Below are 24,859 nucleotides of genomic sequence, written 5' to 3' on the forward strand. Positions count from 1 at the left end.
GCGTACTTCCAACCGTGGCCGCCTTTCGAGGTGGCCATTTTTTGTTGTCTCGGCCCCTCGGCGGGCAGCCTTTTGCGATTCCGAAAGGCTGATCGACGTGCATGAAGCTCCGACCTCGAAAGTTTTGAACAAGGCTCTCACCGGTTCCGCGCCGTTCGCGATTCTGAGCCGCGAACATGGTGTCGACGTTCTGATCGGCGATGTCACCGATGCGCCGTCCCTCGCCGACATTGCGTTGAATCCGCATGCCGACGGCCCCGACGTGTTGGCGCTGGTCCCATTTCGGCAGGTCACCGAACGAGGTTTCGTATGCCACGACGACGAATCGCCGCTGCAGTGCCTGCAGGTCCGCGAGCACGCCCTGCTGAGTATCGACGAGGTGCTCGGCGCACTTCCGAGCTCCGAACTGAACCTTCTCGACGGCCGATTCGAGCCCGAAGACGACGCGTACGCTGCGGTCGTCGAGCGGGTGCTCACCGACGAGATCGGTCGGGGCGCGGGCGCGAACTTCGTCATCCGCCGCGACTTTCGGGCACAGCTGGACGATCCGATCGCCAGTGGACTCGAGATCTTCCGAAGACTGTTGGTCGGTGAATCGGGTTCGTACTGGACATTTTTCGTTCACACACCGCAGATAACGCTCGTGGGTGCGACCCCGGAGCGGCACGTCGGATTCGATGGCACGACAGCGATCATGAATCCGATCAGCGGTACCTATCGGCACCCCGTCGAAGGCCCCTCGGGCGCAGGTGTTCTCGACTTTCTCGGTGATGCGAAAGAGAACGACGAGCTGTTCATGGTCGTCGACGAGGAACTGAAGATGATGAGCCGTATCTGCGAAAACGGTGGCCGCGTCATCGGTCCGCGCCTCAAACAGATGGGCCATCTGACGCACACCGAGTACGTCCTGGTAGGAGACAGTGAGCTGGATCCACGCGAGATCCTGCGGGAGACTATGTTCGCACCCACTGTCACCGGTTCACCGATCGAGAATGCCGCACGTGTCATCGAGCGTTACGAGAACACCGGGCGCGGTTACTATTCCGGCGTGTTGGCACTGTTCGAAGGCACCGACGGGGTGAGCACACTCGACGCGCCGATCCTGATCCGCACGTGTGAGATCTCGCCTGCCGGTGAGCTGAAGATCTCGGCAGGCGCCACCCTCGTACGCAACTCCGTACCCGAACACGAAGTGGCCGAGACACGTTCGAAGCTCGGCGGCGTACTCGCCGCCCTCGGTGTCGAACCGCCACGCCCACGTGGAACGGACGCCGTCCGTCTCGGCACCTACCCTGGCGTCGCCGACGCGTTGGCGTTGCGCAACGACAAGCTGGCGTCGTTCTGGATCGACCAGCAGCCGCTCGTCGTACTGCCCGAGCTGCTGGGCCGTACTGCAGTCGTCGTCGATTTCGAGGATCAGTGGACGGCGATGATCGCCCATCAGCTCCGCCACCTCGGCATGGACGTGTCGGTTCTTCGGTGGGAAGAGTACTCCGGCACGGACGCCGACCTGCTGGTGTGCGGACCCGGTCCCGGAGATCCGAACCTTGTTCTCGACAACCGAATTCGTGCTGTCGAGCGGGCCGTCCGCGCTCGACTCGACGCCGGCGCACCGCTACTCGCGATCTGCCTGAGCCACCAGGTTCTCGCACGGATTCTCGGGTTGGACGTCGTCGCGCTTTCTCGTCCGCAGCAGGGAGTCCAGCGAGAGGTCGAGCTCTTCGGAGAGCGTCGGACACTCGGTTTCTACAATGCATTCGCCGCGCTGCCGGGAGAGATTTCAGGGGTGGGCGTGTCGGTGGATTCTCAGGGCGTCAACGCGCTGCGGGGCGCCGGATTCGCGTCGGTTCAGTTCCATCCGGAGTCCGTGCTGTCGACCGACGGGCTCGATGTCCTCCGCTGCATGGTTCAGCGGTTGTTGGAGCCGGTCGGCGTCGTATCGGCATGAGCGCCTTTCGGACCTAGGTCAGCAGAAATCGTTCAAGCGTACACCAAAACAAGGTAAACATCCTGTTTCTAGCGCGAAAGCAGACTTTCGGGCTATTCTTGCTTTTGGCCGACCGGTCACAGGGGGGGGAAGATGAACCGAGATCCTTCCATGCCCCTACCCCGAATCGACGATCCTCATTCAGCGCCACGCGACGCGCTGGAGTCGATCCCCGAAGCCCTCCTGCTGATCAACGCCTCACTTGTCATCACCTACGCCAACCCTGCCGCTGCGCAACTGCTCGGCACGACGCGCGATCGCCTCCTTGGACGCGAACTCGAAGCGTGGTTCAACGAAGCCGCTCGGGCAGAGTTCCTTGCCAAGTGCAGCGTCCCCGGCTGGTCCGGCGTAGTCGAAGATTTCTCGTACACACTGCAGAAGTGGCTGTCGTACAAGGTCAACCCAGGCTCGGGTGGCTACGCAATCTGGGCCCTGGATGTCACGACCGAGCGGCTCGGCAACGGTCGAAACGAATGGACCGACGAGCTCGCCCAAACCATGCTCGACGCAGTCCCCGCTGGGACCGTTGTACTCGACACCAACGGCACCATTGTGCTGGTCAACCAACAGTGGGATCAGTTCTGGGGCAGTTGGCCGGGTGGTTCGCGCTACGTTCCGGGTGAAAACTACTTCGATATGTGGCGTACTGAGGCCGAGTCCGGCAATCAGGACGCCGCGATCGTCCTGACCGGACTCCAGGGGCTCGTGGGCGGTGACTCGGCGATGCACACCTTCGACTTCCGATGGTCCACACTCGAAAACAACTACTGGTACCGCATGCGAGCCGCGCTACTCACCGACGGTAACGGCCTCTACATCACCCACACCGATATCACCGCGCTTGCGGCGGAGCTGGGTGAGCCCTCGCGGCAGGACCCGCTGACGGGCCTGGCCAGCCGGGACGAGATCGAAACGCTGTTGCGCGGTGAACTGCAGCGGCGCACCGACGACAACGAGGTCAGCGTCCTGCTCGTCGACATCGACGGATTCAAAGAGTTCAACGACGCCCTCGGGCCCACGCAGGGTGACCAACTGCTCCGGCTCGTCGCGCACCGAATCGATGCGTCGACGCGTCCCAGTGACACTCTCGGCCGACTCACCGGCGACGAGTTCGTGGTCATCGCCCGCGGATGTCAATCCATCGCGGCACGCGCACTCGCCGCCGGGTTCGTGAGCGTCCTCGAGCCGTCGTTCGAGCTCGGCACTCGCCAGCTGACCATCACTGCCAGTGTGGGCGTAGCCACCTCCGACGCGAAGAACACCGACGCGGTCCAACTCATTCACGACGCAACCACGGCGATGCACGCAGCCAAATCACTAGGACGCAGCAGCCACCAGGTGTTCTCGACCGACCTGCGCGACAGCAACCGCACTCGGCTGGAAGTTCTCGAACGCTTGCGTGGGGTGGCCATGGCCGAACACGAACTGGAGATGCTCTACCAGCCCATCGTCGAAATATCCTCCGGCATCGTCATCGGCGCCGAAGCACTCATTCGATGGAATCACCCCGACCTGGGTCTACTGATGCCCGACAGCTTCATCCCCCTCGCCGAAGACGCCGGCCTCATCATCCCGCTCAGCAACTGGATTCTCAACGAGGTCGGCCGGACCATCGCCTCCTGGCAGAATCGTGGCATCGCGGCGCAGATCGGCATCAACGTCAGCCCGCTGCACTTCGCCGCAGGAACACTCGCCACCGACGTCATCGACGTCATCGACTCACTCGGCATCGAGCCCGGACGCGTCGTACTCGAACTGGCAGAATCGAAATCGCTGCACGACGTCGACGCCGTGCAGTACCAACTACTCGACGTGCGCCGGCACGGGGTTCTCGTCGCGATCGACGACTTCGGCTCCGGCTTCTCCTCGCTCGAACGCCTCGCAACCCTGCCCGTCGACATCCTCAAGATCGACAGATCACTCACCCAGCACCTCGACAGCAAGAACCTTCAACGCAGGCGCGCCATCTCCGCGCTGTGCAAAGCTGTCGTCGACGTCTCGCACGACCTGGGCAAGGACACTGTTGTCGAAGGAATCGAAACGCCCGAGCAAATGGCTTCCTGCGCTGACATGGGAGTGACCTTCGGACAAGGCCACCTTCTCGGTCGTCCGATGTCAGCCGTCCAGCTCGAGAGCGTCCTATGTCAAGACGGCGCGCACAGCGCCTCTGCATGACCGCGCGTCAGAAGGAATCAACTGTGAAGATCGCCGACGACACCATCCGCTTTTCCGCCGCGCGCCGAGCAATCCTGTCGACGATCAATCCCGACGGCACACCACATCTCGTGCCTGTCGTCTTCGCCGTCGTCGACGATCGCATCGTCACCGCCATCGATTGGAAACCGAAATCCACCCGTAAACTCCAGCGGCTGGACAACATCCGCGCCGACCCGGCTGTCGGCCTCATCGTCGACAATTACGAAGACGAGTGGGACAACCTCTGGTGGGTTCGCGCCAGTGGATCGGCCCGTGTCGTCGACGCTCACTCCGACGAGGGCAGAACTGCAATCGACGCTCTCGTGGAGAAGTACGAGCAATACGCTTCTGCCCGGCCGGAGGGTCCGGCAATCATCGTCGAAAAGTTGACCTGGCGGTCCTGGAAAGCCTCCTAACCAGCGCCCACAGACCCTCGACTGTGGAATGATCCCCCTTGAACCTGTCGTCGGCGTTACCGTTGGCCCTGGGTAGTTGGTAACGCCGACGGCAGGAGTGGGCATTGACGAGCACATCGGTGTCACCGGAGAAGTCCGCTCGCGGGGGCGGCGAGGAGAGGCCAGCGCGGGCCTTCGCTCCACCCGAACATGGCCGGCTGGCGAAGGTTCCACACATCGCCGGGCTGATTCTCGGCACTTTTGCTGTGCTGGTGTTTCTGTGGAGTATCTCCCCGGCGCTGCGAGAAGCCGTGCGAGTACCGCGAGAGTACGTCGACAACTTCTACATCGATGCCCCGGATACCTCACTGGCATGGGCGCTCGTAGTCGGTCTCACTGCGGCAGCCTTGGCAAGCCGTAAGCGCATCGCCTGGTGGTTCCTGACGCTCTATCTCGCGCTGTTCGCGCTCACCAATCTCGCTGAGGGGATCCAGGAGAAGAACGCCAGTGCCTGGGTCGCCCTTGGCGTCCACGTCGTCGTCATCGGCATTCTGGTGGCGGCGCGTAAGGAGTTCTACACCCGCGTACGACGCGGCGCGGTGTGGAAAGCTCTCGGAGTTCTGGTCCTGGGCGCGATCATCGGCACCCTGCTCGGATGGGCTCTGGTCGCACTGTTCCCCGGCACTCTCCCGGAGAACGAAACGTTCCTGTGGGCCTTCAACCGCGTCACGGCATTGGCGACGGTGGACAACGAGCAATTCAGCGGTCGCCCACACGGTTTCGTCAACACTCTGCTCGGTCTGTTCGGCGCACTCGCATTGCTCGCGGCCGTCGTCACCCTGTTCCGGTCGCAGCGCTCGACCAATGCCCTGACGGGCAGCGACGAGTCGGCACTGCGCGGCCTCCTCGACAAATGGGGAGCGGACGACTCCCTCGGTTATTTCGCCACCCGGCGTGACAAGGGTGTCGTGTTCGCCCCGAGCGGTAAGGCTGCGGTCACCTATCGCGTCGAGGTCGGGGTGTGTTTGGCCAGCGGAGATCCCATCGGCAATCCCGAGGCGTGGCCGCACGCCATCGACGCGTGGCTCGAGTTGGCCGCAAAGTACGGCTGGTCGCCTGCGGTGATGGGGGCCAGCGAAATCGGTGCCACGGCGTACAAGCGGGCCGGCCTGAACGTCCTCGAACTCGGCGACGAGGCCATCCTGTACACCAAGACGTTCAACCTCAACGGCCGTGAGATGCGTCCGGTCCGCCAAGCTGTCACCCGTGCACGCAAGGCGGGCGTGACGGTGGAAATACGTCGTCACCGCAACATTCCAGCACCCGAGATGGCCGAGATCATCGACTGCGCCGACGCGTGGCGCGACACCGAGACCGAACGTGGATTCTCGATGGCTCTCGGACGCCTCGGCGATCCGCTCGACGGCGATTGCATGCTGGTTCAAGCCAGAGCGGGCGAGAAGACCGTCGGCATTCTGTCGTTGGCGCCGTGGGGTCGTACTGGCGTTTCGCTGGATCTGATGCGACGCGATCCCCAGTCCCCCAACGGGGTGATCGAACTTCTGGTCACCGAACTGGCAACCGGTGCAGACCAATTCGGGGTCAGCAAGATTTCGTTGAACTTTGCGGTGTTCCGAGCCGTGTTCGAGGAGGGCAGCCGAATCGGAGCTGGGCCGGTGCTGCGGATCTGGCGTTCGATGCTCGTGTTCTTCTCGCGGTGGTGGCAACTCGAGGCGCTGTACCGCTCGAATCTGAAGTATCAACCCGACTGGGAACCGCGCTATCTGTGCTTCGCCGACAGTCGCGTACTACCGAAGGTCGGCATCGCATCTGCGATCGCCGAGGGCTTCTTGACGCTCCCGAGTTTCCGGCGCGCACGCAAGCACACCGGTAGCCACGTGTCCGTGCCGGCAGCTCTCGCCGACAATACCGATATCCACAGTGACGGAAGCGGACCGGAAAATGTAGCGGAGGAGGTCGAGCAGCCGCAGGGGCCTCGGCGCCCCGACCAGGTTCGCGTCCGGATCTCCAAGCTCGAGCGCCTCGAGAGCGAGGGAACCGAGGGCTACCCCGTCGCACATCCACCGACGCATTCCGTCGCCGAGGCATTGGCGGCGCCCCAGGGAACGACGGTTCGGATTGCCGGTCGTCTACTACGAATTCGAGACTACGGCGGGGTCGCCTTCGCGATCGTGCGGGACTGGACCGACGACATCCAGGTGTTGTTCGACCGGGCCCGCGTCGGGGACAAGCTGGACGAATTCGATGCCGACTTCGACCTGGGCGATCTCATCGAGGTCAGCGGAGTGATCGGACGAAGCAACAAGGGCGAGTTCTCACTGCTCGCCGGCGACTGGCGGATGAATGCCAAATGCCTGCACCCACTGCCGGACAAGTGGAAGGGCCTCAAGGACCCCGAATCTCGGGTGCGTCAACGCTACGTCGATCTTGCGATCAACCGCAGCACAAGGGATTTGATGATCGCTCGCAGCAACGTGGTCAAATCGATGCGGGATTCACTGTCCGGCCGCGGATACATGGAGGTGGAGACGCCGATCCTGCAGCAGGTTCACGGCGGAGCGAACGCGGCCCCGTTCATCACCCACATCAACGCCTACAACCTCGATCTGTATCTGCGGATCGCACCCGAGCTGTACTTGAAGCGGCTGTGCGTCGGCGGGATGGACAAGGTGTTCGAGATCGGCCGAGTGTTCCGCAACGAAGGCGCCGACTTCAAGCACAACCCGGAGTTCACCATCCTCGAGGCGTACGAGGCACACAGTGACTACGAGCAGGCGATGGTGTTGTGCCGCGAGCTCATTCAGCAGGCCGCTATCGCCGCACACGGTCGCGAAATCGTCCTTCGACCCGACGGCCCGAACGGCGAAATGATCGAAATCGACATCTCCGGTGAATGGCCCGTCAAAACACTGCACGGGGCCGTCGCAGAGAAGCTCGGCGTCCCGGTCGCCCCCGACACCTCACTCGCCGAACTTCGAAGACTCTGCGAGGAGAACGACGTTCCATACGAAAAGAGTTGGGATGCAGGCGCCGTCGCACAGGGCATGTACGAGCATCTGGTCGAGGACTACACCGAGTTCCCCACCTTCTACACAGACTTCCCGACGTCGATGTCGCCGTTGACCCGTCCGCATCGGTCGATTCCGGGTGTTGCCGAGAAGTGGGATCTCGTCGCGTGGGGTGTCGAACTGGGCACTGCGTACAGCGAGCTCACCGACCCCGTCGATCAGCGTCGCCGACTGACCGAACAATCTCTTCTCGCGGCGGGTGGTGACGAGGAAGCGATGTCGCTCGACGAGGACTTCCTGCAGGCACTCGAGTACGGCATGCCGCCGACAGGCGGTCTCGGCATGGGTGTCGATCGCGTCGTCATGTTGATCACCGGTGGCAGCATCCGCGAGACCTTGGCCTTCCCCCTCGCGAAGCCGCGACAGTAACGAAAAATTTGCAATGTTTCACATGAAACAATCACCTCCCGGCAGGTTCGTCGTAGTCGACGGACTGCGCACACACGTCGTGGTGACCGGTGGTGGTCCGCCGATCGTCCTGTGCGGCGGACTCGGAGGCAATTGGTTCGACTGGGACGACGCGGCCGCGATTTTGTCGGCATTTCATACCGTCGTCGTGTTCGACCGACCCGGGTTCGGGCTCAGCGAATCGTTTCCGCGCGGCCACACCCCCACCGTCGAGGCCGAGGCAGCTCGCATCGTCGGCGTTCTCGACGCCCTCGAGCTGCCAGACCCTGCCGTGGTCGTCGGGCACTCGATCGCAGGGTTCTACGCGGAGGCGTTCGCTCGGCTGTACCCGTCGCGCACCGCGGGAGTGCTGCTGCTCGACTCGAGCGCGGAGCGAGATCCGTGGCATCTGATTCCGAGGCGTTGTCGTATTTCCGCGGCATATGCCCTCTCGCGGACACTGACAACACTCGGACTGCAGCGACTACTGGGAACTACGGTCCGACGCATTCTCAATCAGTCCATCCCTCCCGACGGCATTCCGATCGAGACCTACGACTGGATCGCACAGATCTATCGGACGCCGTCGTACCTCGAGGCGGCGCTGGTGGAGGACTTCGTCTACCCGGACCTGGCACTCGAACTCAACCGAATCAGACGCAGCCATCCGATGCCGGATGTGCCGGCGACCGTCGTCGCCGCCCACACCGGTCGACCTACACCGTGGGGACGTCACTGGATTGCCAAACAGCGGCGACTGGCGCAGTGTCTGGACGCGAAGTTCTCCGTCGTCACGAACGCCCATCATCACGCGATGATCGACCAACCCGCCGAGGTGGCGGGCCTGATTGCCGAACTGGTGTGACGTACCGAACTCCGCGCACGTAACGTGTCCTCTCGAGCCCGTAGCCCAAGACCCGATCCACAGTTCGGCGATGGCGCGGTAGCACGAGAGGAACACAGATGGGTGCATCGATAAGCACAACTTCCGGCCGACAGTCCAAGCTTCTCGGCTTGGGTGTCCACCGCCCCGAGCGGGTGGTGACCAACGACGAAATCTGCGAAACCATCGACTCGAGCGACGAGTGGATCCAGACGCGGACGGGCATCAAGAATCGTCGCTTCACCAAGCCCGAAGAAAATGTCGTATTCATGGCCACCGAGGCCGGCAAGAAGGCTCTCGCGGCAAGCGGCGTCTCGGCCGAGGACATCGATACCGTCATCGTCGCGACGTCGACGCACCTCGAGCAGACCCCGCAGGCTGCCGCCAAGGTTGCGCACGCACTCGGCACCAAGGGCCCTGCCGCATTCGACATCGGCGCCGGCTGCGCAGGATTCTGCTACGCCCTCGCCGTCGCGTCCGATCTGGTCAAAGCCGGAACCTGCAAGTACGTCCTCGTCATCGGCGCAGAACAGCTGAGCGAGACCACCGACCCGTACGACCGCACGACGCGATTCATCTTCGCCGACGGCGCGGGCGCGGTAGTGGTCGGCCAGAGTGACGAAACCGAGATCGGGCCCGTCGTCTGGGGCTCCGACGGTTCGCAGGCGGACGCCATCTACCAGACGATCGACTGGTACGACTACATCACGACCGAGGGCGCCGAGCGTCCCTGGATCAAGATGAACGGCATCTCGGTGTTCCGCTGGGCCGCGTTCGAGATGGGTAAGGCAGCACAGAGAGTGATCGACGCGGCGGGTATCCAGACCGAAGAGCTGCACGCGTTCATCCCGCATCAGGCCAACAGCCGCATCACCGAATTGCTCGCCAAGAGCCTGCACCTCGGCGACGACACCGTCGTCGCCAACGATATCGAGGAGACCGGCAATACTTCGGCCGCGTCGATTCCGTTGGCGATGGAGGAATTGCTCCGCACCGACAAGGCCAAGGCGGGCGACACCGCCCTGCTCCTCGCGTTCGGAGCCGGCTTGTCCTACGCCGGGCAGGTCGTCAAGCTCCCCACGCTGTAGTTTTTCTCTTCCTGTAGTTCATCTCTTCCGGCCGAGACCGACCTCGCTCGTTCTCGGCCGGAAGTAGAGTGGCGTCATGCCGAAACCACCGTTGCCGCCGGAAGCCGTCGAGCTGCTGAAGAAGCCGAACCCCGCAGTCATGGCGGTGGTACGAGCAGATGGCACACCCATCACCGCCCCCACCTGGTACCTGTGGGAGGACGGTCGGATCGTCTTGAACTTCGAGGCCGGACGTAAGCGCCTCGAGCACATCCGCGGCAACCCCAGGGTGTCGATCTCGGTGCTCGACGAGGCCAGCTGGTACACCCACATCACCATTCACGGCACCATCACGCTGGCTGACGATCCTGATCTGGTCGACATCGACCGCATCTCGACCCACTACACCGGCGACAAGTACCCGGTGCGCGACCAGCCCCGGGTCACCGGTTACCTCTCGGTCGATGCGTATGTCGGCTGGGGCAGCATGAAGACCAGCTAGTCGTGCTGTCCACTCCCGTCGCCATCACCATCGGTTCGGTCTGCATCGGATTCGTCCTCTTCGTTTCGGCGGCCGCTGGAGCTCAGCAGAAATGGGATCGCCGAGGCGTCATCGCGATGTTGATACTGGCGATTTGCTGTCTGAGCGTCGTCCCGCTCACGGTCGCCCTCAGCGCTGCGGTGTGACCTGGGGCGTCGGGGCTGGAAGCGTGGTTTTCAGTCGTGTGCCCTGCAGCAGTGCCCATCCACCGGCGGTCACGGTCAGACCTATGACGAACAGCGCCATCGCGGTCCAGCCATACGTCTGAAATACCACTCCTCCTAGCCAGCCGAGAACGCTGGATCCGCCGTAGTAGAAGAGGTTGTACAGCGACGTCGCTTGGGTGCGTCCGACCACCGCACGCTGACCCGTCCACCCCGACGCGATGGCGTGGGCGGCGAAGAATCCGATGGTCAGTACGACCAATCCAGTCAGGATGACGATCAGGTTCGTGCTGATTGTCAGTGCGACACCGACGGCCATGGTGGCCGTCGAACCGGCGAGGACGACGCTTCTGCCGTGGCGGACCGCCAGTTGTCCGGCGATGCGCGAGGACACGGTCCCGCTGAGATACGCCACGAAGATGAGGCTGATGAGGGACTGAGGGAGCCCGAACGGGCCGGCTTCGAGGCGGAAGCCGAGGTAGTTGTAAATTGCGACGAATCCGCCCATGAGCAGGAAGCCTTGGCCGTACAGGGTCAGCATGCCGGGCTCGCGGAGGTTCGCCCACAGACGTCTCGGCAGTGAGGGACCGTCGCGGGAGATGGTGGGAGATCTGCGCGGCGTCGGTGCCAGCCACACGAAAAGGGCCGCCGCTGCCGCGGCGAGTACCGACACCGTCAAGGTCCCGACGCGCCAGTTGGTGTACTCCGCAACAGGTCCGGCGACGATCCGACCCAGCAGACCGCCCATGGAGGTACCGGAGACGTACGTTGCTGCGGCGAGCGCGGTGTGTTTGCCGTGCACTTCCTCGCTCAGGTAGGCGATGGCAATCGCGGGGAGTCCGCCGAGGGCTGCACCTTCGAAGAAGCGAATCGACAGCAGCATCGGTAGTGAAGAGGACAGTGGAACCATCAGTCCCAGAATCGTTGCGGCGATCACCGAGATGGCCATCGCGCGTACTCGTCCGATGCGATCGGCGACCACCGACCAGGGCAGGACCGCGGCGGCGACCCCAACCGTGGCCGCTCCGACCGCAAGAGAGGACTGCGACGGCGTGATGTCGAGGCCGGCCGCGATGAGCGGGAGAATTCCCTGCACCGAGTAGAGCTGTGCGAAAGTCGCGATACCCGCGAACAACAAGGCCGCAACCAGGCGCTTGTATTCGCGCGACCCGCGAGGATGACCCTCCCAGAGGCGGTCGGCGTCCGCATCGGTCATCGATGAACTCATTTCCTCGACGCTATCTTTGCGGTGTACATGCGTCCAATGCATACGCACCCGACAACCGATACTCCAGCGATATCATTGCGTAGGTGCGCGCGGAATCGAAAGAACTACTCCCCCTCATCCCGACGCTCGTCGCCGTCGCGGAAACCGAACACATCACCGAAGCCGCCCACCTGCTCGGGATCCCACAACCGACCGTGAGCCGACAGATCGCGCGGGCAACAGCAATCCTCGGGGTTGCGGTCGTCGAACGTCACGGACGCAGTATCGCGATGACAGCCGCGGGCCGAATCCTGATTCCCTATTTGCAACGGGCCCTGGTCGATCTGGAGGCCGGCCTCGACGCGATGAGCGAGCATGACGCGAAGGCCCGCGGCAGAATTTCCATCGCATTCCAGAACACGCTCGGTGAAGACATCGTGCCGGCGCTGATCAAGGCGTTCGGAACCGGTCACCCGGCCGTGACCTTCGATCTCGATCAGGGTGCACGCTCGCGCTGCCTCGACCGCCTCGACGACGGCTCCGCGGACCTCGCCTTCGTCTCGCTCAGCACCGAGCACACCGACGCCAATTCCTTCCAGCTCTACGACGAGCGACTGGTCCTGGTCGTACCCACCGGACATCGTCTGACCGGTCGCCGCGCCGTGCACGTCATCGACACTGCCGAGGAGCGCTATATCGCCATGGGCCACGGGTTCGGCATGCGCTCGATCTGTGAAGGCCTGTGGGCCGAGGCAGGCATGTCCCCGCACATTGCGTTCGAAGGACAGGACATCCACACGATCCGAGGACTGGTCGGAGCCGGTCTGGGCGTCAGTATTCTTCCCAAAATTCGCGGGCCACAATACGAAACCGTGGAAGTACCCCTGGCCGATCCGACCGCCCGGCGACGCATCGGCATGGTCTGGTCCGAGCGCATGCCGGCGAGCCACGTGCAGGCCTTCCGCGCACTGACGATCCGCAACGGCCGCAGTCTCGTGGTCAGATAGGCACGATGGTTAAGTAGGCACGTGCAGCTCATACTGGTTCGCCATGCGCTACCGCAGCGCTCCGAAGACACCGCCGATCCCCCGCTTGCCGAACTCGGCCACGAACAAGCCTCCCGCGTACCTGCCGCGCTGGCTCGATTTGCGATAGCCAAGACCGTCGCGAGCACTCAACTCCGCGCCCAGCAGACCGGATCGGTGTTGGCCGCCGAACTGGGGTCGACGCTGGAGTCCGACGAGCGCCTCACCGAATACGACCGAGATTTCGGCGGTTACGTTCCGATCGAACTTGCGCGGACCGAGTTCCGCGATGCGTTCGACCGGATCAAGGCCGGACAGCTACCCGAGGAGGTCGACGAGGACGCGTTTCGTGCGCGAGTACTCGCCGGCGTCGACGCAGCGGTCTCGGGAGTCGAACACACCGACACGGTGGTGGTGTTCGCGCATGGCGGGGTCGTCAACATGCTGCTGCAGGACATCCTGCACACCCCCACGGTACTCGGATTCCCGATCGACTACTGTTCGATCACTCGAATCCTCTACTCCCGCAACGGTAGTCGATCGGTCGCGGCGGTGAACGAGACGCAGCACGTGTGGGATCTGCTGCCACGCAACAGGGACCGATCCACCAACTCCACAGAGAGCTCTTAAAGTGCCTGCTCAGGGCGGTGTTTCAGTCCACATCACGGCTTCGCGTGGTCATAGTGCCGTCAGGGGCCGGTTAGCCTCGAAACCACTATGGGTAAATTTCGAATCCTCCGGCAACCGACCGCCGCTCTCGTTGCTCTCGCCTTTCCGCTGGTAGCAGCCGGAGCGTTCGCGCTCGGTGCGGGCTACGACCTGAGCCCCGAAGACACGGCGCCGGCCACCGCGGACACGGTAGCGGGCTCACCCAGCGCCTCCACCGGCGATCCCCTGGCCACCTCGAGGAAGAGCCTGCAGCAAGCGGGGTTACCCATCAGCTTCCTGTCCGGGGGCGTCTCCCAGCTGACCGACGGCGGTAAGCAACTCAACGACGGCGTCATCGTCCTCGCCGACGGAATAACCCAAGCTCACGACGGCACGATCCAGCTCGCCGACGGATTCGGCCAATACCGTGACGGCATCGGGCAACTCGGTGACGGTGCCGCCCAGATCAGTGGCGGAGTCGATCAACTCGTCGACCAGCTCGCTGGATTCGGCACTCAGCAGGGTGAGTTCACGGCGAAGCTCGAAGCCACTGCACAACAAATCGACAGCTTCCCGCACCCTGGATCCGACGCCATCTCCGGCCAGATTCGCTCGGTGATCGACACCCTGAACACCCAGGGATTCGGCCCATCGACGCTCGATCAGCTGCAGACCCTCAAAGGCGGTGCGCGGCAACTGTCCGGTGAGCTGAACGATCCGTCCGGCCAATTCCTCACTGCCACCGGACAGCTCGGTGACGCTACCGTCCAACTTCGAGACGGACTGGGCCAGCTCGACGCCGGCGGCGAACAACTCCGAGCCGGAACCGACCAGTTGGTGACGGCCGTCGGCCCGGTCTCCGGAATCGTCAGCGGTATCGCGACCAACGTCCAAGAAGCAACCACCGGACTCCCGACGGCCAAGGAGCTGAACGCCGGCTCACCTACCCCAGCTTCGGAGGCCGAGGTGACGCAGGCCGCCGCGTCGAGCACGCCGGTGGCGCCGTATCTAATCGCAGCATTGGTGGCGGTCGGTGCTATCGGCGCGGTGAGCCTGGTAAGGGTCCTGAGAGGCGATTCTCGCCTCGGTTGGAGCGTCGCCGCCGTCGCCACCCTTGCCATCGGCGTATGCGCGGCCTGTGCGTTCGCGTTCACCGCCCCAGGGGCCGACATCGGTGCACTTGTCGGGGCCGGTTTCTTTCTCGTCGTCTCCGCAGCTGCATATCTGGCTGCGGGCGGCGCGCTCCAGCGTCTGCTCGGCGCCGCCGTCGGCCAAGCGGTCAACGTCGGCTTGCTCCTCGTCCAGGTCGTGGTGTGCGGAGCTGCCTACGCGAGCAGTGCCGCGATCTGGGGCCACCTGTCGGCGTTCATGCCGATGAGTTACACCGCGGCGGGCGCCCGCGAGATCGGATACGGGCAGATGACCGCGACGGGATGGTTGGCAATCGGTCTGACCGTCGTTCTCCTCGCTGTCTCCGGGATCGTCTACAGAACTCTCGATACCGAACCCGGCGACAGCGAAGCGAACAGAGAACTAGCCGACTACGCGTAGCGGGTGAATCGACGGTGCACTGGCGAGGTGTGCACCGAACTCGCCCAGCGCCTTCTGCAGGTGGGGTGTCTGCATGTGCGCGTCGAGGTCCTCTTGCGATCCCCACACCTCGATGGTGACGAAAGTACCCGGCTCGGAAGCTGACTCGAACAGTTCATAGGAGACGTTTCCGCTCTCCTTCGCCGACTCCGCGGCCAGCGTCGCCAGACCTGTCCGTATGGCATCGACCGACTCCGGCTTGGCGGTGATGGTGGCGACAACCTTCAGCTCACTGGGCATACTGCGTCCTCTCGTATGTGGCCACCTGAGAGGCAACCACCGAATTCGACGGTACCGTCATGTGGGTCATCCGCATCGGCGTTGGCGAACAAAAGAGTAATTGCGGCGGAAGAAGAGATCCATGACCGGCGACCCCCCGAAGGCAACCCGCAAGGATTGGCTCGGACTGAGTATTCTCGTGATCCCGATCCTGCTGGTCTCGATGGACATGTCGGTGCTCTACCTGGCGCTTCCTTTCATGACCGCGGACCTGGAACCGAGCAGCAATCAAACACTGTGGATTCTCGACCTGTACGGCTTCCTTCTGGCTGGTCTGCTCATCACGATGGGTTCTGTCGGTGACCGGATCGGCCGTCGCAGACTTCTGATGATCGGCGCCGTCGTGTTCGGCGCCGCATCGTTGCTCGCAGCCTTCTCGACGTCCTCCGAGATGCTCCTTCTCGCGCGAGCACTTCTGGGCATCGGCGGAGCCACCATCGCGCCGAGCACATTGTCTCTGATACGCAACATGTTTCACGATCCGGGCCAACGTAAGGAAGCGATCGGACTGTGGACCGCCGGGTTCGCCGGAGGCGGCGCCCTCGGTCCCGTCATCGGTGGGGCGTTGCTCGAGCACTTCTGGTGGGGCTCGGTGTTTCTGATCAACATTCCGATCATGGTCGTCCTGCTCATCTCGGCGCCGCTGCTGGTGTCGGAGTTCAAGGATCCCGACCCGGGCCGCTTCGACCCGCTCAGCGTCGTACTGTCGATCGCGTCGATGCTCGGGATCGTCTACGCAATCAAGCACGGCGCACAGGACGGGGTCGACGCCACGACTACCGCCACGGCTACCGCCGGACTTGTTCTGGGCTTGTTGTTCCTGCGAAGGCAAAGGCGAGGGCGCGACCCACTCATCGACATCACCCTGTTCGCCGAACGTGCCTTCAGCGCAGCAGTACTCGCTCAATTCCTGGTGATCTTCGCGCTCACCGGATTCAGTCTGTTCGCCTCGCAGTATCTGCAGCTGATCGTGGGACTCGGTCCACTGGAGGCGGGTCTGTGGCTGCTGATCCCCGCGATCGCAGCCGGGACCGGGGCGGTACTCGCACCGAGCCTGAGCAAGATCGTCTCGACCGGAGCGATCATCGCCGGCGGACTTGCCCTGATTGCCGTCGGCGCCACTGCGATGGCGTTCATCCAACCCGATTCCGGACTGCCGCTACTGGTGGTGGGCATGTCCCTGCTGGCGCTCGGAGTCGGTGCATCTTCGACGCTCAACTCCGACATCGTGCTCACAGCTGCGGCACCGGAGAAAGCAGGTGCCGCCTCGGCACTGTCGGAGACCGGCGCCGAACTCGGTGGCGCCGTCGGCATCGCCATCCTCGGAACAATCGGATCGACCGTCTACCGCCACCGACTCGAGGACGCCCTGCCACCGAATACCCCGCCGGACATAGCCGGGCCGGCATCCGAGACCGTCGGCGGCGGCATGACCGTTGCCGACTACCTTCCGCCACCGCTGGATTCGGCACTGCGAGAGATCGCGGCAGCCGCGTTCGTCGACGGGCTCACTCTCGCCGCCACATGGAGCGCACTAGGGATGGGTGCAGCGGCGATCGTGGTCTATCTCCTATTACGGACCCGACAGACCGGTGTCGAAGTCGGACCTTCTCAGGCCTGATCGAGCAGGTAGTTCGCCAACCACGACGTGGCACTCGTTCCACTGCTGTCGACCGCGTAGCTGCCGTATTCCTGATGAATCCCGGAACGATAGAACGCCTCGATTTCACGACGACGCTGCTCGTTCGCCTGATCGGTCAGCTGACCTTGTAGGACCGGAAGCCCACCAGCTGCCGACAGATCGCCGATGAGAATCTGCGCTTCCTGCTGCGCCTTCGCGACCACATCGGGGTTCGGATCGGAAGAGACCGCGAGGAAGCCGGCCAACCGTGAAATGTAGTCGTCCTTGGGCGTCGAGCAGTACAGATCGCCGATCGCGCAGAAGGTCTTCACCACCGGGCTGACGAAACCGAACCCGCCGACGCGCGGGCCACCGACACCGGTACCGACGACCTCGGGGCCGACCAATGCATCGGCGTCCGAACGCTTCGGATCGGAGATGAGGCCGACCGCGACGACCCGATTCGCGGGCACGACGCCGAGACCCGTTCCGATCGACGCAGCGAGATCGCCCGCAGCATCGGCACCCTGGCTGTAACCGATGATGCCGAACTTCGTTGCACCGCACTGCGCGGCCATCGCTTCGAGCATTCCGCCCGCATTCGCCGTGGCGATCGCGCGAGACTCCCCGTAGATCCCACCCTCCCAAGGAAACGCCGTGGCCGGGTACGACACGTAATCGGTGCGAACGGAGGAACTCGCGATGCGGTCGGTGACGGCAGTGAGCATGCCAGGCTTGGGCGCAGCGCCCGAACTCGTCTCCCACGTCCCCGGGATCGCGACCACATACAGATCCGGGCAACCACCTGGATCGGCCGCCGCGGGCGCCGTCGACAGGACCGACGTCCCAGCAGCGACGGCAATGACTGCTCCGACGGTGGCGACAAGTTTCTTCACGCGCATGGTTGCGGCCTCACTGCAGTAGCGGACTTTCGACTTCGAGGGTGAGGATGCCAGTCCCTGATGTCGAATTGATGCCCAATCGGTAAACGGAGGTTACCTAAAACCAGGACATCTCACCATCGGTAACGAAAACGAGGTTATGGAGCGGAAAAACCTGCTTTCCGTCCATAACCTCGTTCTGGTGCAACCGATCAGCGTTGCGGCGCCTGAGTGGGGACGATAGGCGACGGGAGGGCCGTCACACCCTCGAGGAACGTATCGACGGCAGCCGCACACGAACGGCCTTCGGCGATGGCCCACACGATGAGCGACTGGCCACGACCCATGTCACCGGCAACGAACACACCGGGCACGTTGGTGACCCACTCGTTCGAGCGCTTGACGTTGCCGCGCTCGTTCAGGTCCACGCCGAGATCGGTCAGCAACCCCGGCTTCTCGGGACCGACGAAGCCCATGGCAAGAAGCACCAGATCGGCCTCGAGGGTGAACTCACTGCCCTCGACCTTCTCGAACTTGCCTGCCTTGAACTCGACCTCGTGCGCTTCGAGTCCGGTGACCTTGCCGTCGGCACCGACGAAACGCTCGGTGTTGACCGAGAACACTCGCTCGCCACCCTCTTCGTGAGCCGACGCGACGCGGAACATCAACGGGTACAACGGCCAAGGAGTGGACGTCGCACGCTCCTCCGGCGGGCGAGCCATGATCTCGAACTGGTGAACGCTCTCGGCGCCCTGACGATGCGAGGTGCCGAGGCAGTCTGCACCGGTGTCACCGCCACCGATGATCACGACCTTCTTGCCCTTCGCTGTGACGGGCGGAGCGTCGTAATCGCCCTGCTGCACATGATTTGCTCCGGGAAGGAATTCCATCGCCTGATAGATGCCCTCGAGTTCGCGTCCCTCGATCGGCAGATCGCGCCACGCGGTAGCACCACCGGACAGAACGACGGCGTCGAACTCTGTGCGCAGTTCCTCGGCCGAGATGTCCACTCCGACATCGACACCTGTACGGAACACCGTGCCCTCGGCCTCCATCTGTGCCAGACGACGGTCGATGTGGCGCTTCTCCATCTTGAACTCGGGGATGCCGTAGCGCAGCAGTCCGCCGATGCGGTCTGCCCGCTCGAACACGGTGACGGTGTGGCCGGCACGCGTGAGCTGTTGGGCGGCAGCCAATCCCGCAGGCCCCGAACCGACGACGGCGATGCTCTTGCCCGTCAGGAACGTCGGGTAGACGGGAGTGACCCAGCCCTCTTCGAAGGCCTTGTCGATGATCTCGACCTCGACCTGCTTGATCGTCACGGGGTCCTGGTTGATTCCCAGTACGCACGACGCCTCGCACGGAGCAGGGCACAGTCGTCCGGTGAACTCCGGGAAGTTGTTCGTGGCATGCAAGCGGTCGATACTCTCGCGCCAGCGATCCTTGAACACCAGGTCGTTCCACTCGGGAATCAGGTTCCCCAGCGGGCAGCCGTTGTGGCAGAACGGAACACCACAGTCCATGCAACGACTCGCCTGCGTCTGCAAGGCTTCCTTGGGGAAGTCCTCGTAGACCTCTTTCCAGTCCATCAGCCGCAGGTCGACGGGTCGACGCTTCGGCAGTTCACGAACCGTGTGCTTCAAAAATCCTTGTGGGTCACCCACGAGCTGCCTCCATGATCGCTTCGTCCACGTCCGCGCCGTTCTTCTCGGCTTCGGAGATGGCCAGCAGTACCTTCTTGTAATCGCGCGGCATGACCTTCACGAAATGGTTCACCTGCTGTGACCAATCGTTGAGGATTCGCTCTGCAACTTCGGATCCCGTTTCCTCGTGGTGACGGGTGACGATGTCTTTCAACCAGACGAACTCGTCGCCTTCGATGTCCTCGATATCGACGAGCTCGGTATTCAGGTTCGCCTCGAACGTCTTGGCCGGGTCGAAGATGAATGCGACGCCGCCGGACATGCCGGCACCGAAGTTCCGCCCCGTCTCGCCGAGGACGACGACCTTGCCACCGGTCATGTACTCGCAACCGTGGTCGCCGACACCTTCGACGACGGCCACCGCACCGGAGTTACGCACTGCGAAACGCTCACCGACGACGCCTCGGATGAGGGCCTGACCGTTGGTGGCACCGAACAGGAAGACGTTGCCGCCGATGATGTTGTCCTCGGCGACGAAGCCCTTGGGGGCATCGAGCGAGGGCCGCATGACGATGCGTCCACCGGAAAGACCCTTGCCGACGAAGTCGTTGGCGTCACCGTGGAGGCGAAGTGTCATGCCGGCAGGCACGAAGGCGCCGAAGCTGTTACCCGCCGAGCCGGTGAAAGTGATGTCGATGGTGTTCTCGGGCAGGCCGACGCCGCCGTACGCCTTGGTCACCTCATGGCCCAGCATGGTGCCGACCGTGCGGTTGACGTTGGTGATCTTCGAGGCGAACGACACCTTCTCGCCCCTGTCCAGCGCATTTCGACTCTGCACGATGAGCTGCTGGTCGAGTGCCTTGTCGAGGCCATGATCCTGGGTACCGGTGTTGTAGAGGTCCTGGTTCATGAACGCCGACTCGACCTCGTCGAGAATCGGGGACAAATCGAGCTTGGATGCCTTCCACGCGTCCTTGGCTGCGGTGGTGTCCAGCAGCGCCACCTGGCCGACGGCCTCGTTGAGGGTGCGGAATCCGAGCTCGGCCATCAGCTCGCGAACCTCTTCGGCGATGAACATGAAGAAGTTTTCCACGAACTCCGGCTGGCCGGCAAAACGCTTGCGCAACAGCGGGTTCTGCGTGGCAACACCGACCGGGCACGTATCGAGGTGGCACACGCGCATCATGATGCATCCCGTCACGACGAGAGGCGCGGTTGCGAAACCGAATTCCTCGCCACCGAGCAGAGCTGCAACCATCACATCGCGCCCGGTCTTGAGCTGTCCGTCGACCTGAACGACGATGCGATCACGAAGACCGTTGAGCAGCAACGTCTGCTGTGTCTCGGCCAAACCGAGTTCCCACGGCCCGCCTGCGTGCTTGACCGATGTCAGCGGCGTTGCGCCGGTACCGCCGTCGTGACCCGAGATGAGGACCACATCGGCGTGCGCCTTGGAGACACCCGCTGCGACCGTGCCGACGCCGAGTTCAGAGACGAGCTTGACGTGAATGCGCGCCTGCGGGTTGGCGTTCTTCAGATCATGGATCAGCTGCGCCAGGTCCTCGATCGAATAGATATCGTGGTGCGGCGGAGGCGAAATCAAGCCGACACCCGGCGTCGAGTGCCGAACCTCGGCAACCCACGGATACACCTTGTGTGCCGGAAGCTGGCCACCCTCACCAGGTTTGGCGCCCTGGGCCATTTTGATCTGGATGTCGGTGCAGTTGGTCAAGTAGTGCGAGGTGACACCGAAGCGTCCCGACGCGACCTGCTTGATCGCACTGCGTCGCCAGTCACCGTTCTCGTCGGGCTCGAAACGCGAGACGTCTTCTCCGCCTTCACCCGAATTGGAGCGGGCACCGAGGCGGTTCATCGCGATCGCCAGCGTTTCGTGCGCCTCGGCGGAGATGGAGCCGTAGCTCATCGCGCCCGTCGAGAAGCGCTTGACGATCTCCGAGGCCGGTTCGACCTCGTCGATCGAAATGGACTGCCGGTCTTCGGTTTTGAAGCGGAAGAGTCCACGCAGCGAGGCCAGGCGCTCCGACTGGTCGTCGACCATCTTCGTGTATTCCTTGAAGACGTCGTACTGGCCGGTGCGAGTGGAGTGCTGCAACTTGAACACGGTGTCCGGGTTGAAGAGGTGGTACTCCCCTTCACGACGCCACTGGTACTCGCCGCCCGTCTCGAGCTCACGATGCGCGCGCTCGTGCCGGTTGGTGAGATAAGCGATGCCGTGACGCGTCTGCACATCAGCGGCGATCTGGTCGAGATCGATACCACCGAGCTGGCTGTTCAGTCCGGTGAAGTACTCGTCCACCACGGCCTGCGAAAGGCCGATCACCTGGAACAGTTGCGCACCGGTGTACGACGCCAACGTCGAGATGCCCATCTTGGACATCACCTTCAGGACACCTTTGCCTGCCGCCTTGATGTAGTTGGCGACGGCCTTGTCGAGCTCGATATCGGCGAGAGCACCGCGCTCGATCATGTCCTCGATGGACTCGAACGCCATGTACGGATTGACCGCTGCCGCACCGAAACCGACGAGAAGCGCCATGTGGTGCACCTCGCGGGCATCACCGGACTCGATGATCAGGCCGACCTTAGTGCGGGTCTTCTCGCGGACCAAGTGCTGATGAACCGCGGAGGTCAGTAGCAGCGACGGGATCGGCGCGAGCTTCTCGCTGGATTCACGATCGGAGAGCACGACGATGCGCGCTCCACCGGAAATCGCCGCAGACACCTGCGCCCGAATGGCCTCGAGCGACTGCCGAAGCCCCTCGCCGCCCTCGGCCACCGGATACAGACCGCGCACGACCACCGAACGCAGGCCTTCCTGCGTCCCGTCGTCGTTGATGTGGATCAGCTTGGACAGGTCGTCGTTGTGCAGGATCGGCGTCGGGAGCACGATCTGCTTACACGCGTCGGCGCCCGGGTCGAGCAGGTCGCCCTCGGGTCCGATGGTGCCGCCGAGGCTCGTGACGATTTCTTCACGGATCGCGTCGAGCGGCGGGTTGGTGACCTGCGCGAACAGCTGCGAGAAGTAGTCGAACAGCATCCGCGGGCGGGCAGAGAGAACCGCAATCGGAGTATCGGTACCCATCGAGCCGATCGCCTCGGCTCCGGTCTTCGCCATCGGCGAGAGAAGAACGCTCAGCTCCTCGGTGGTGTACCCGAAGATCTGCTGACGGATCAGCACGCGATCGTGCGGCATGTGCACATGCGGGCGGTCGGGCAGATCGTCGATCTCGGTGAGACCGTCGTCGAGCCATTGCTGGTACGGGTGCTCGGCAGCGAGCTCGTCCTTGATCTCGTCGTCGGAGACGATGCGACCCTGAGCGGTGTCCACGAGGAACATCCGTCCGGGCTGGAGCCGAACCTTGCTGATGACCTTCGCCGGATCGATGTCGAGCACGCCGACCTCGGACGCCATGATGACGAGGCCGTCGTCGGTGACCCACAGCCGGCTCGGGCGCAGACCGTTGCGGTCCAGCACTGCACCGATGAGGGTGCCGTCGGTGAAGCACACCGAGGCCGGTCCGTCCCAGGGCTCCATCAGCGAAGAGTGGTACTGGTAGAACGCACGACGGGCGGGGTCCATGCTCTCGTGACGCTCCCATGCCTCCGGGATCATCATGAGCACAGCATGCGGAAGACTGCGGCCGCCGAGGTGCAACAGTTCGAGTACTTCGTCGAAACGAGCGGTGTCACTTGCGCCGTGGGTGACGACGGGGAAGATCTTCTTCAGCGCGTCGGGACCACCGAAGACGTCGGAGGTGATGAGAGCCTCGCGGGCACGCATCCAGTTCTCGTTGCCGGTCGCGGTGTTGATCTCGCCGTTGTGCGCGACGCGACGGAACGGGTGCGCCAGCGGCCACGACGGGAACGTGTTGGTCGAGAATCGTGAGTGCACGAGCCCGAGTGCGCTTTCGACACGTTCATCCTGCAGATCGATGTAGAAGCCCTTGAGCTGAGGGGTCGTCAACATGCCCTTGTAGACGAAAGTCTGCGAGGAAAGGGACGGGAAGTACACGGTCTCGCGGCCGGGGCCGCCCTTGCCGGGTCCCTGTTCGCCGAGCTCGTGCTCGACGCGCTTGCGGATGACGAATGCGCGGCGCTCGAGATCCATATCCGTAACGGAGGAATCGGAAGAGCCGAAGAACAACTGACGGAACGTGGGCATCGCATCCCGCGCGAGCGCCCCGAGAGAGGAGTCGTCGGTGGGAACATCACGCCAGCCCAGGACGGTCAGGCCCTCGTCCTCGACGATCTTCTCGACGTCCTCGCACGCACGAGCGGCATCGACTTTGCCTTGCGGCAGAAAAGCGATTCCGGTGGCATACGCGCCCGCGGCGGGCAGTTCGAAATCGACAACGGCTCGGAAGAATGCGTCCGGTACCTGGATGAGAATTCCAGCGCCGTCACCGGTGTTGGGTTCGGAGCCGGCGGCGCCCCGATGCTCGAGATTGACCAGCGCAGTGATGGCCTTTTCGACGATGTCACGGCTACGGCGACCGTGAATGTCCACCACGAACGCCACTCCACAGGAGTCATGCTCGTTACGGGGATCGTAGAGGCCTTGCGGGCCCGGAGTGTGCTTCATACCTAGCCTTCGGATAAGTCCAGCTTTCAAATACGCCAGAGCGGCTCGGCACAGATCGCCGGCCGTCGCGGACGGCTGTTGGGTGCCGTTCGCCGTTGAAGCAGCACCCCCGAGCGTCGGGCCTTGCCTACCGTCGAGCAGATCAGCTCGGGGGCACACGCAAGCCTCGTTCGGGTGGATCGGCCGTTTGTACGCCGGTCCAATGACAAACGATAAATCAGTACCCAGGTAACACTGCAAATAAGGTTAACCTATTAACGCCCTCGAGCTGGGGGTTCACAAAAATTTTTACGAGACCATATCGACCCCTGCGCTCCGCTTTTGCACGCGAGAAGCAACTCGAGAGAGGCAATGCCCAGAATTCACGTCGGGCTCACAATCCGGGTGTCACCGAAGGACATCGGGAAACAACATCGGCGTAATTCGCCACCTGCGCTTGCCGGACGTGCGCCCGCTAAGCGCAAGACGGTTGATCACAGTCCGGTCGAAAGCCGGATTGCACTCGGCGAACAGTGCATTGGGCATCGACGGTCCGACCCGACAGCGGCGGATCCGTCCCTCGCAGTGAGTCGACCGCGATGCTGCAGTCGACCGAAACCGTGCGCCTCGAACAGGACCGACCAACTCTGCCAAGTCGAATTTTCGCAGCTCGA

Annotated in this window: 17 protein-coding genes; 12 read left to right on the top strand and 5 right to left on the bottom strand. The window is 63.3% G+C overall.

Annotated elements, in window-relative coordinates; genetic code table 11:
• Positions 1-97 precede the first annotated feature (97 nt).
• From BJD99_RS16375 to BJD99_RS16410, 8 genes are all read left to right on the top strand, one after another.
• Entirely contained in the window at positions 98-1,948 is a 1,851-nt protein-coding gene (locus BJD99_RS16375) for an anthranilate synthase family protein (RefSeq protein WP_084348216.1), read from the top strand.
• Positions 1,949-2,080: 132 nt separating this feature from the next.
• Positions 2,081-4,162, top strand: a complete 2,082-nt coding sequence (locus BJD99_RS16380; protein ID WP_256895824.1) for a bifunctional diguanylate cyclase/phosphodiesterase — start codon at positions 2,081-2,083, stop codon at positions 4,160-4,162.
• A gap of 23 nt (positions 4,163-4,185) precedes the next feature.
• Complete coding sequence (locus tag BJD99_RS16385) at positions 4,186-4,599, top strand: TIGR03668 family PPOX class F420-dependent oxidoreductase (protein ID WP_084348335.1); 414 nt, start codon at positions 4,186-4,188, stop codon at positions 4,597-4,599.
• A 197-nt stretch (positions 4,600-4,796) separates the two neighbouring features.
• A complete protein-coding gene (gene lysX, locus BJD99_RS16390) occupies positions 4,797-8,036 on the top strand; it encodes a bifunctional lysylphosphatidylglycerol synthetase/lysine--tRNA ligase LysX (protein WP_256895882.1) in 3,240 nt (1,079 codons plus the stop codon).
• Between the two features lie 13 nt (positions 8,037-8,049).
• Positions 8,050-8,919: an alpha/beta fold hydrolase gene (locus BJD99_RS16395; RefSeq protein WP_084348218.1), complete on the top strand. Its 870-nt coding sequence runs from the start codon at positions 8,050-8,052 to the stop codon at positions 8,917-8,919.
• A gap of 98 nt (positions 8,920-9,017) precedes the next feature.
• Positions 9,018-10,025 carry a beta-ketoacyl-ACP synthase III gene (locus BJD99_RS16400; protein ID WP_084348219.1) on the top strand — a complete coding sequence of 336 codons (1,008 nt, stop codon included), beginning with the start codon at positions 9,018-9,020 and terminating at the stop codon, positions 10,023-10,025.
• 76 nt (positions 10,026-10,101) lie between these two features.
• Positions 10,102-10,506 (top strand): PPOX class F420-dependent oxidoreductase, encoded by a 405-nt coding sequence (locus BJD99_RS16405; RefSeq protein WP_084348220.1) that lies wholly within the window; start codon positions 10,102-10,104, stop codon positions 10,504-10,506.
• A 2-nt stretch (positions 10,507-10,508) separates the two neighbouring features.
• Positions 10,509-10,691: a hypothetical protein gene (locus tag BJD99_RS16410; protein ID WP_084348221.1), complete on the top strand. Its 183-nt coding sequence runs from the start codon at positions 10,509-10,511 to the stop codon at positions 10,689-10,691.
• On the opposite strand, the gene BJD99_RS16415 is transcribed toward BJD99_RS16410, so the two are convergent.
• Positions 10,675-11,937, bottom strand: a complete 1,263-nt coding sequence (locus BJD99_RS16415; protein ID WP_084348222.1) for an MFS transporter — start codon at positions 11,935-11,937, stop codon at positions 10,675-10,677. The genes BJD99_RS16410 and BJD99_RS16415 overlap by 17 nt on opposite strands.
• A gap of 83 nt (positions 11,938-12,020) precedes the next feature.
• Between BJD99_RS16415 and BJD99_RS16420 the strand changes: the two genes are divergently transcribed.
• From BJD99_RS16420 to BJD99_RS16430, 3 genes are all read left to right on the top strand, one after another.
• Positions 12,021-12,923: a LysR family transcriptional regulator gene (locus tag BJD99_RS16420; RefSeq protein ID WP_256895828.1), complete on the top strand. Its 903-nt coding sequence runs from the start codon at positions 12,021-12,023 to the stop codon at positions 12,921-12,923.
• A 21-nt stretch (positions 12,924-12,944) separates the two neighbouring features.
• Positions 12,945-13,571, top strand: a complete 627-nt coding sequence (locus tag BJD99_RS16425; protein WP_084348223.1) for a histidine phosphatase family protein — start codon at positions 12,945-12,947, stop codon at positions 13,569-13,571.
• Positions 13,572-13,658: 87 nt separating this feature from the next.
• A complete protein-coding gene (locus BJD99_RS16430) occupies positions 13,659-15,140 on the top strand; it encodes a phage infection protein (RefSeq protein ID WP_084348224.1) in 1,482 nt (493 codons plus the stop codon).
• On the opposite strand, the gene BJD99_RS16435 is transcribed toward BJD99_RS16430, so the two are convergent.
• On the bottom strand, positions 15,123-15,419 hold the full coding sequence (locus BJD99_RS16435; protein ID WP_084348225.1) for a putative quinol monooxygenase: 297 nt from the start codon (positions 15,417-15,419) through the stop codon (positions 15,123-15,125). The genes BJD99_RS16430 and BJD99_RS16435 overlap by 18 nt on opposite strands.
• 121 nt (positions 15,420-15,540) lie before the next feature.
• Here BJD99_RS16435 and BJD99_RS16440 point away from each other — a divergent pair, with 121 nt between their 5' ends.
• Positions 15,541-17,079: an MFS transporter gene (locus BJD99_RS16440; RefSeq protein ID WP_084348226.1), complete on the top strand. Its 1,539-nt coding sequence runs from the start codon at positions 15,541-15,543 to the stop codon at positions 17,077-17,079.
• On the opposite strand, the gene BJD99_RS16445 is transcribed toward BJD99_RS16440, so the two are convergent.
• The 3 genes from BJD99_RS16445 to gltB all read right to left on the bottom strand — a co-directional run bounded on the left by BJD99_RS16445 (position 17,070) and on the right by gltB (position 24,206).
• Positions 17,070-17,981 carry a cutinase family protein gene (locus BJD99_RS16445; RefSeq protein WP_084348227.1) on the bottom strand — a complete coding sequence of 304 codons (912 nt, stop codon included), beginning with the start codon at positions 17,979-17,981 and terminating at the stop codon, positions 17,070-17,072. The two genes, BJD99_RS16440 and BJD99_RS16445, sit on opposite strands and share 10 nt — an antisense overlap.
• A 191-nt stretch (positions 17,982-18,172) precedes the next feature.
• On the bottom strand, positions 18,173-19,624 hold the full coding sequence (locus tag BJD99_RS16450; protein WP_084348228.1) for a glutamate synthase subunit beta: 1,452 nt from the start codon (positions 19,622-19,624) through the stop codon (positions 18,173-18,175).
• Positions 19,617-24,206 carry a glutamate synthase large subunit gene (gltB, locus tag BJD99_RS16455; RefSeq protein ID WP_084348229.1) on the bottom strand — a complete coding sequence of 1,530 codons (4,590 nt, stop codon included), beginning with the start codon at positions 24,204-24,206 and terminating at the stop codon, positions 19,617-19,619. The genes BJD99_RS16450 and gltB overlap by 8 nt, the downstream gene beginning before the upstream one ends.
• Between the last annotated feature and the right edge of the window lie 653 nt (positions 24,207-24,859).

The sequence above is a fragment of the Rhodococcus sp. 1163 genome, assembly GCF_002091985.1.
Taxonomy (GTDB): Bacteria; Actinomycetota; Actinomycetes; order Mycobacteriales; family Mycobacteriaceae; genus Rhodococcoides.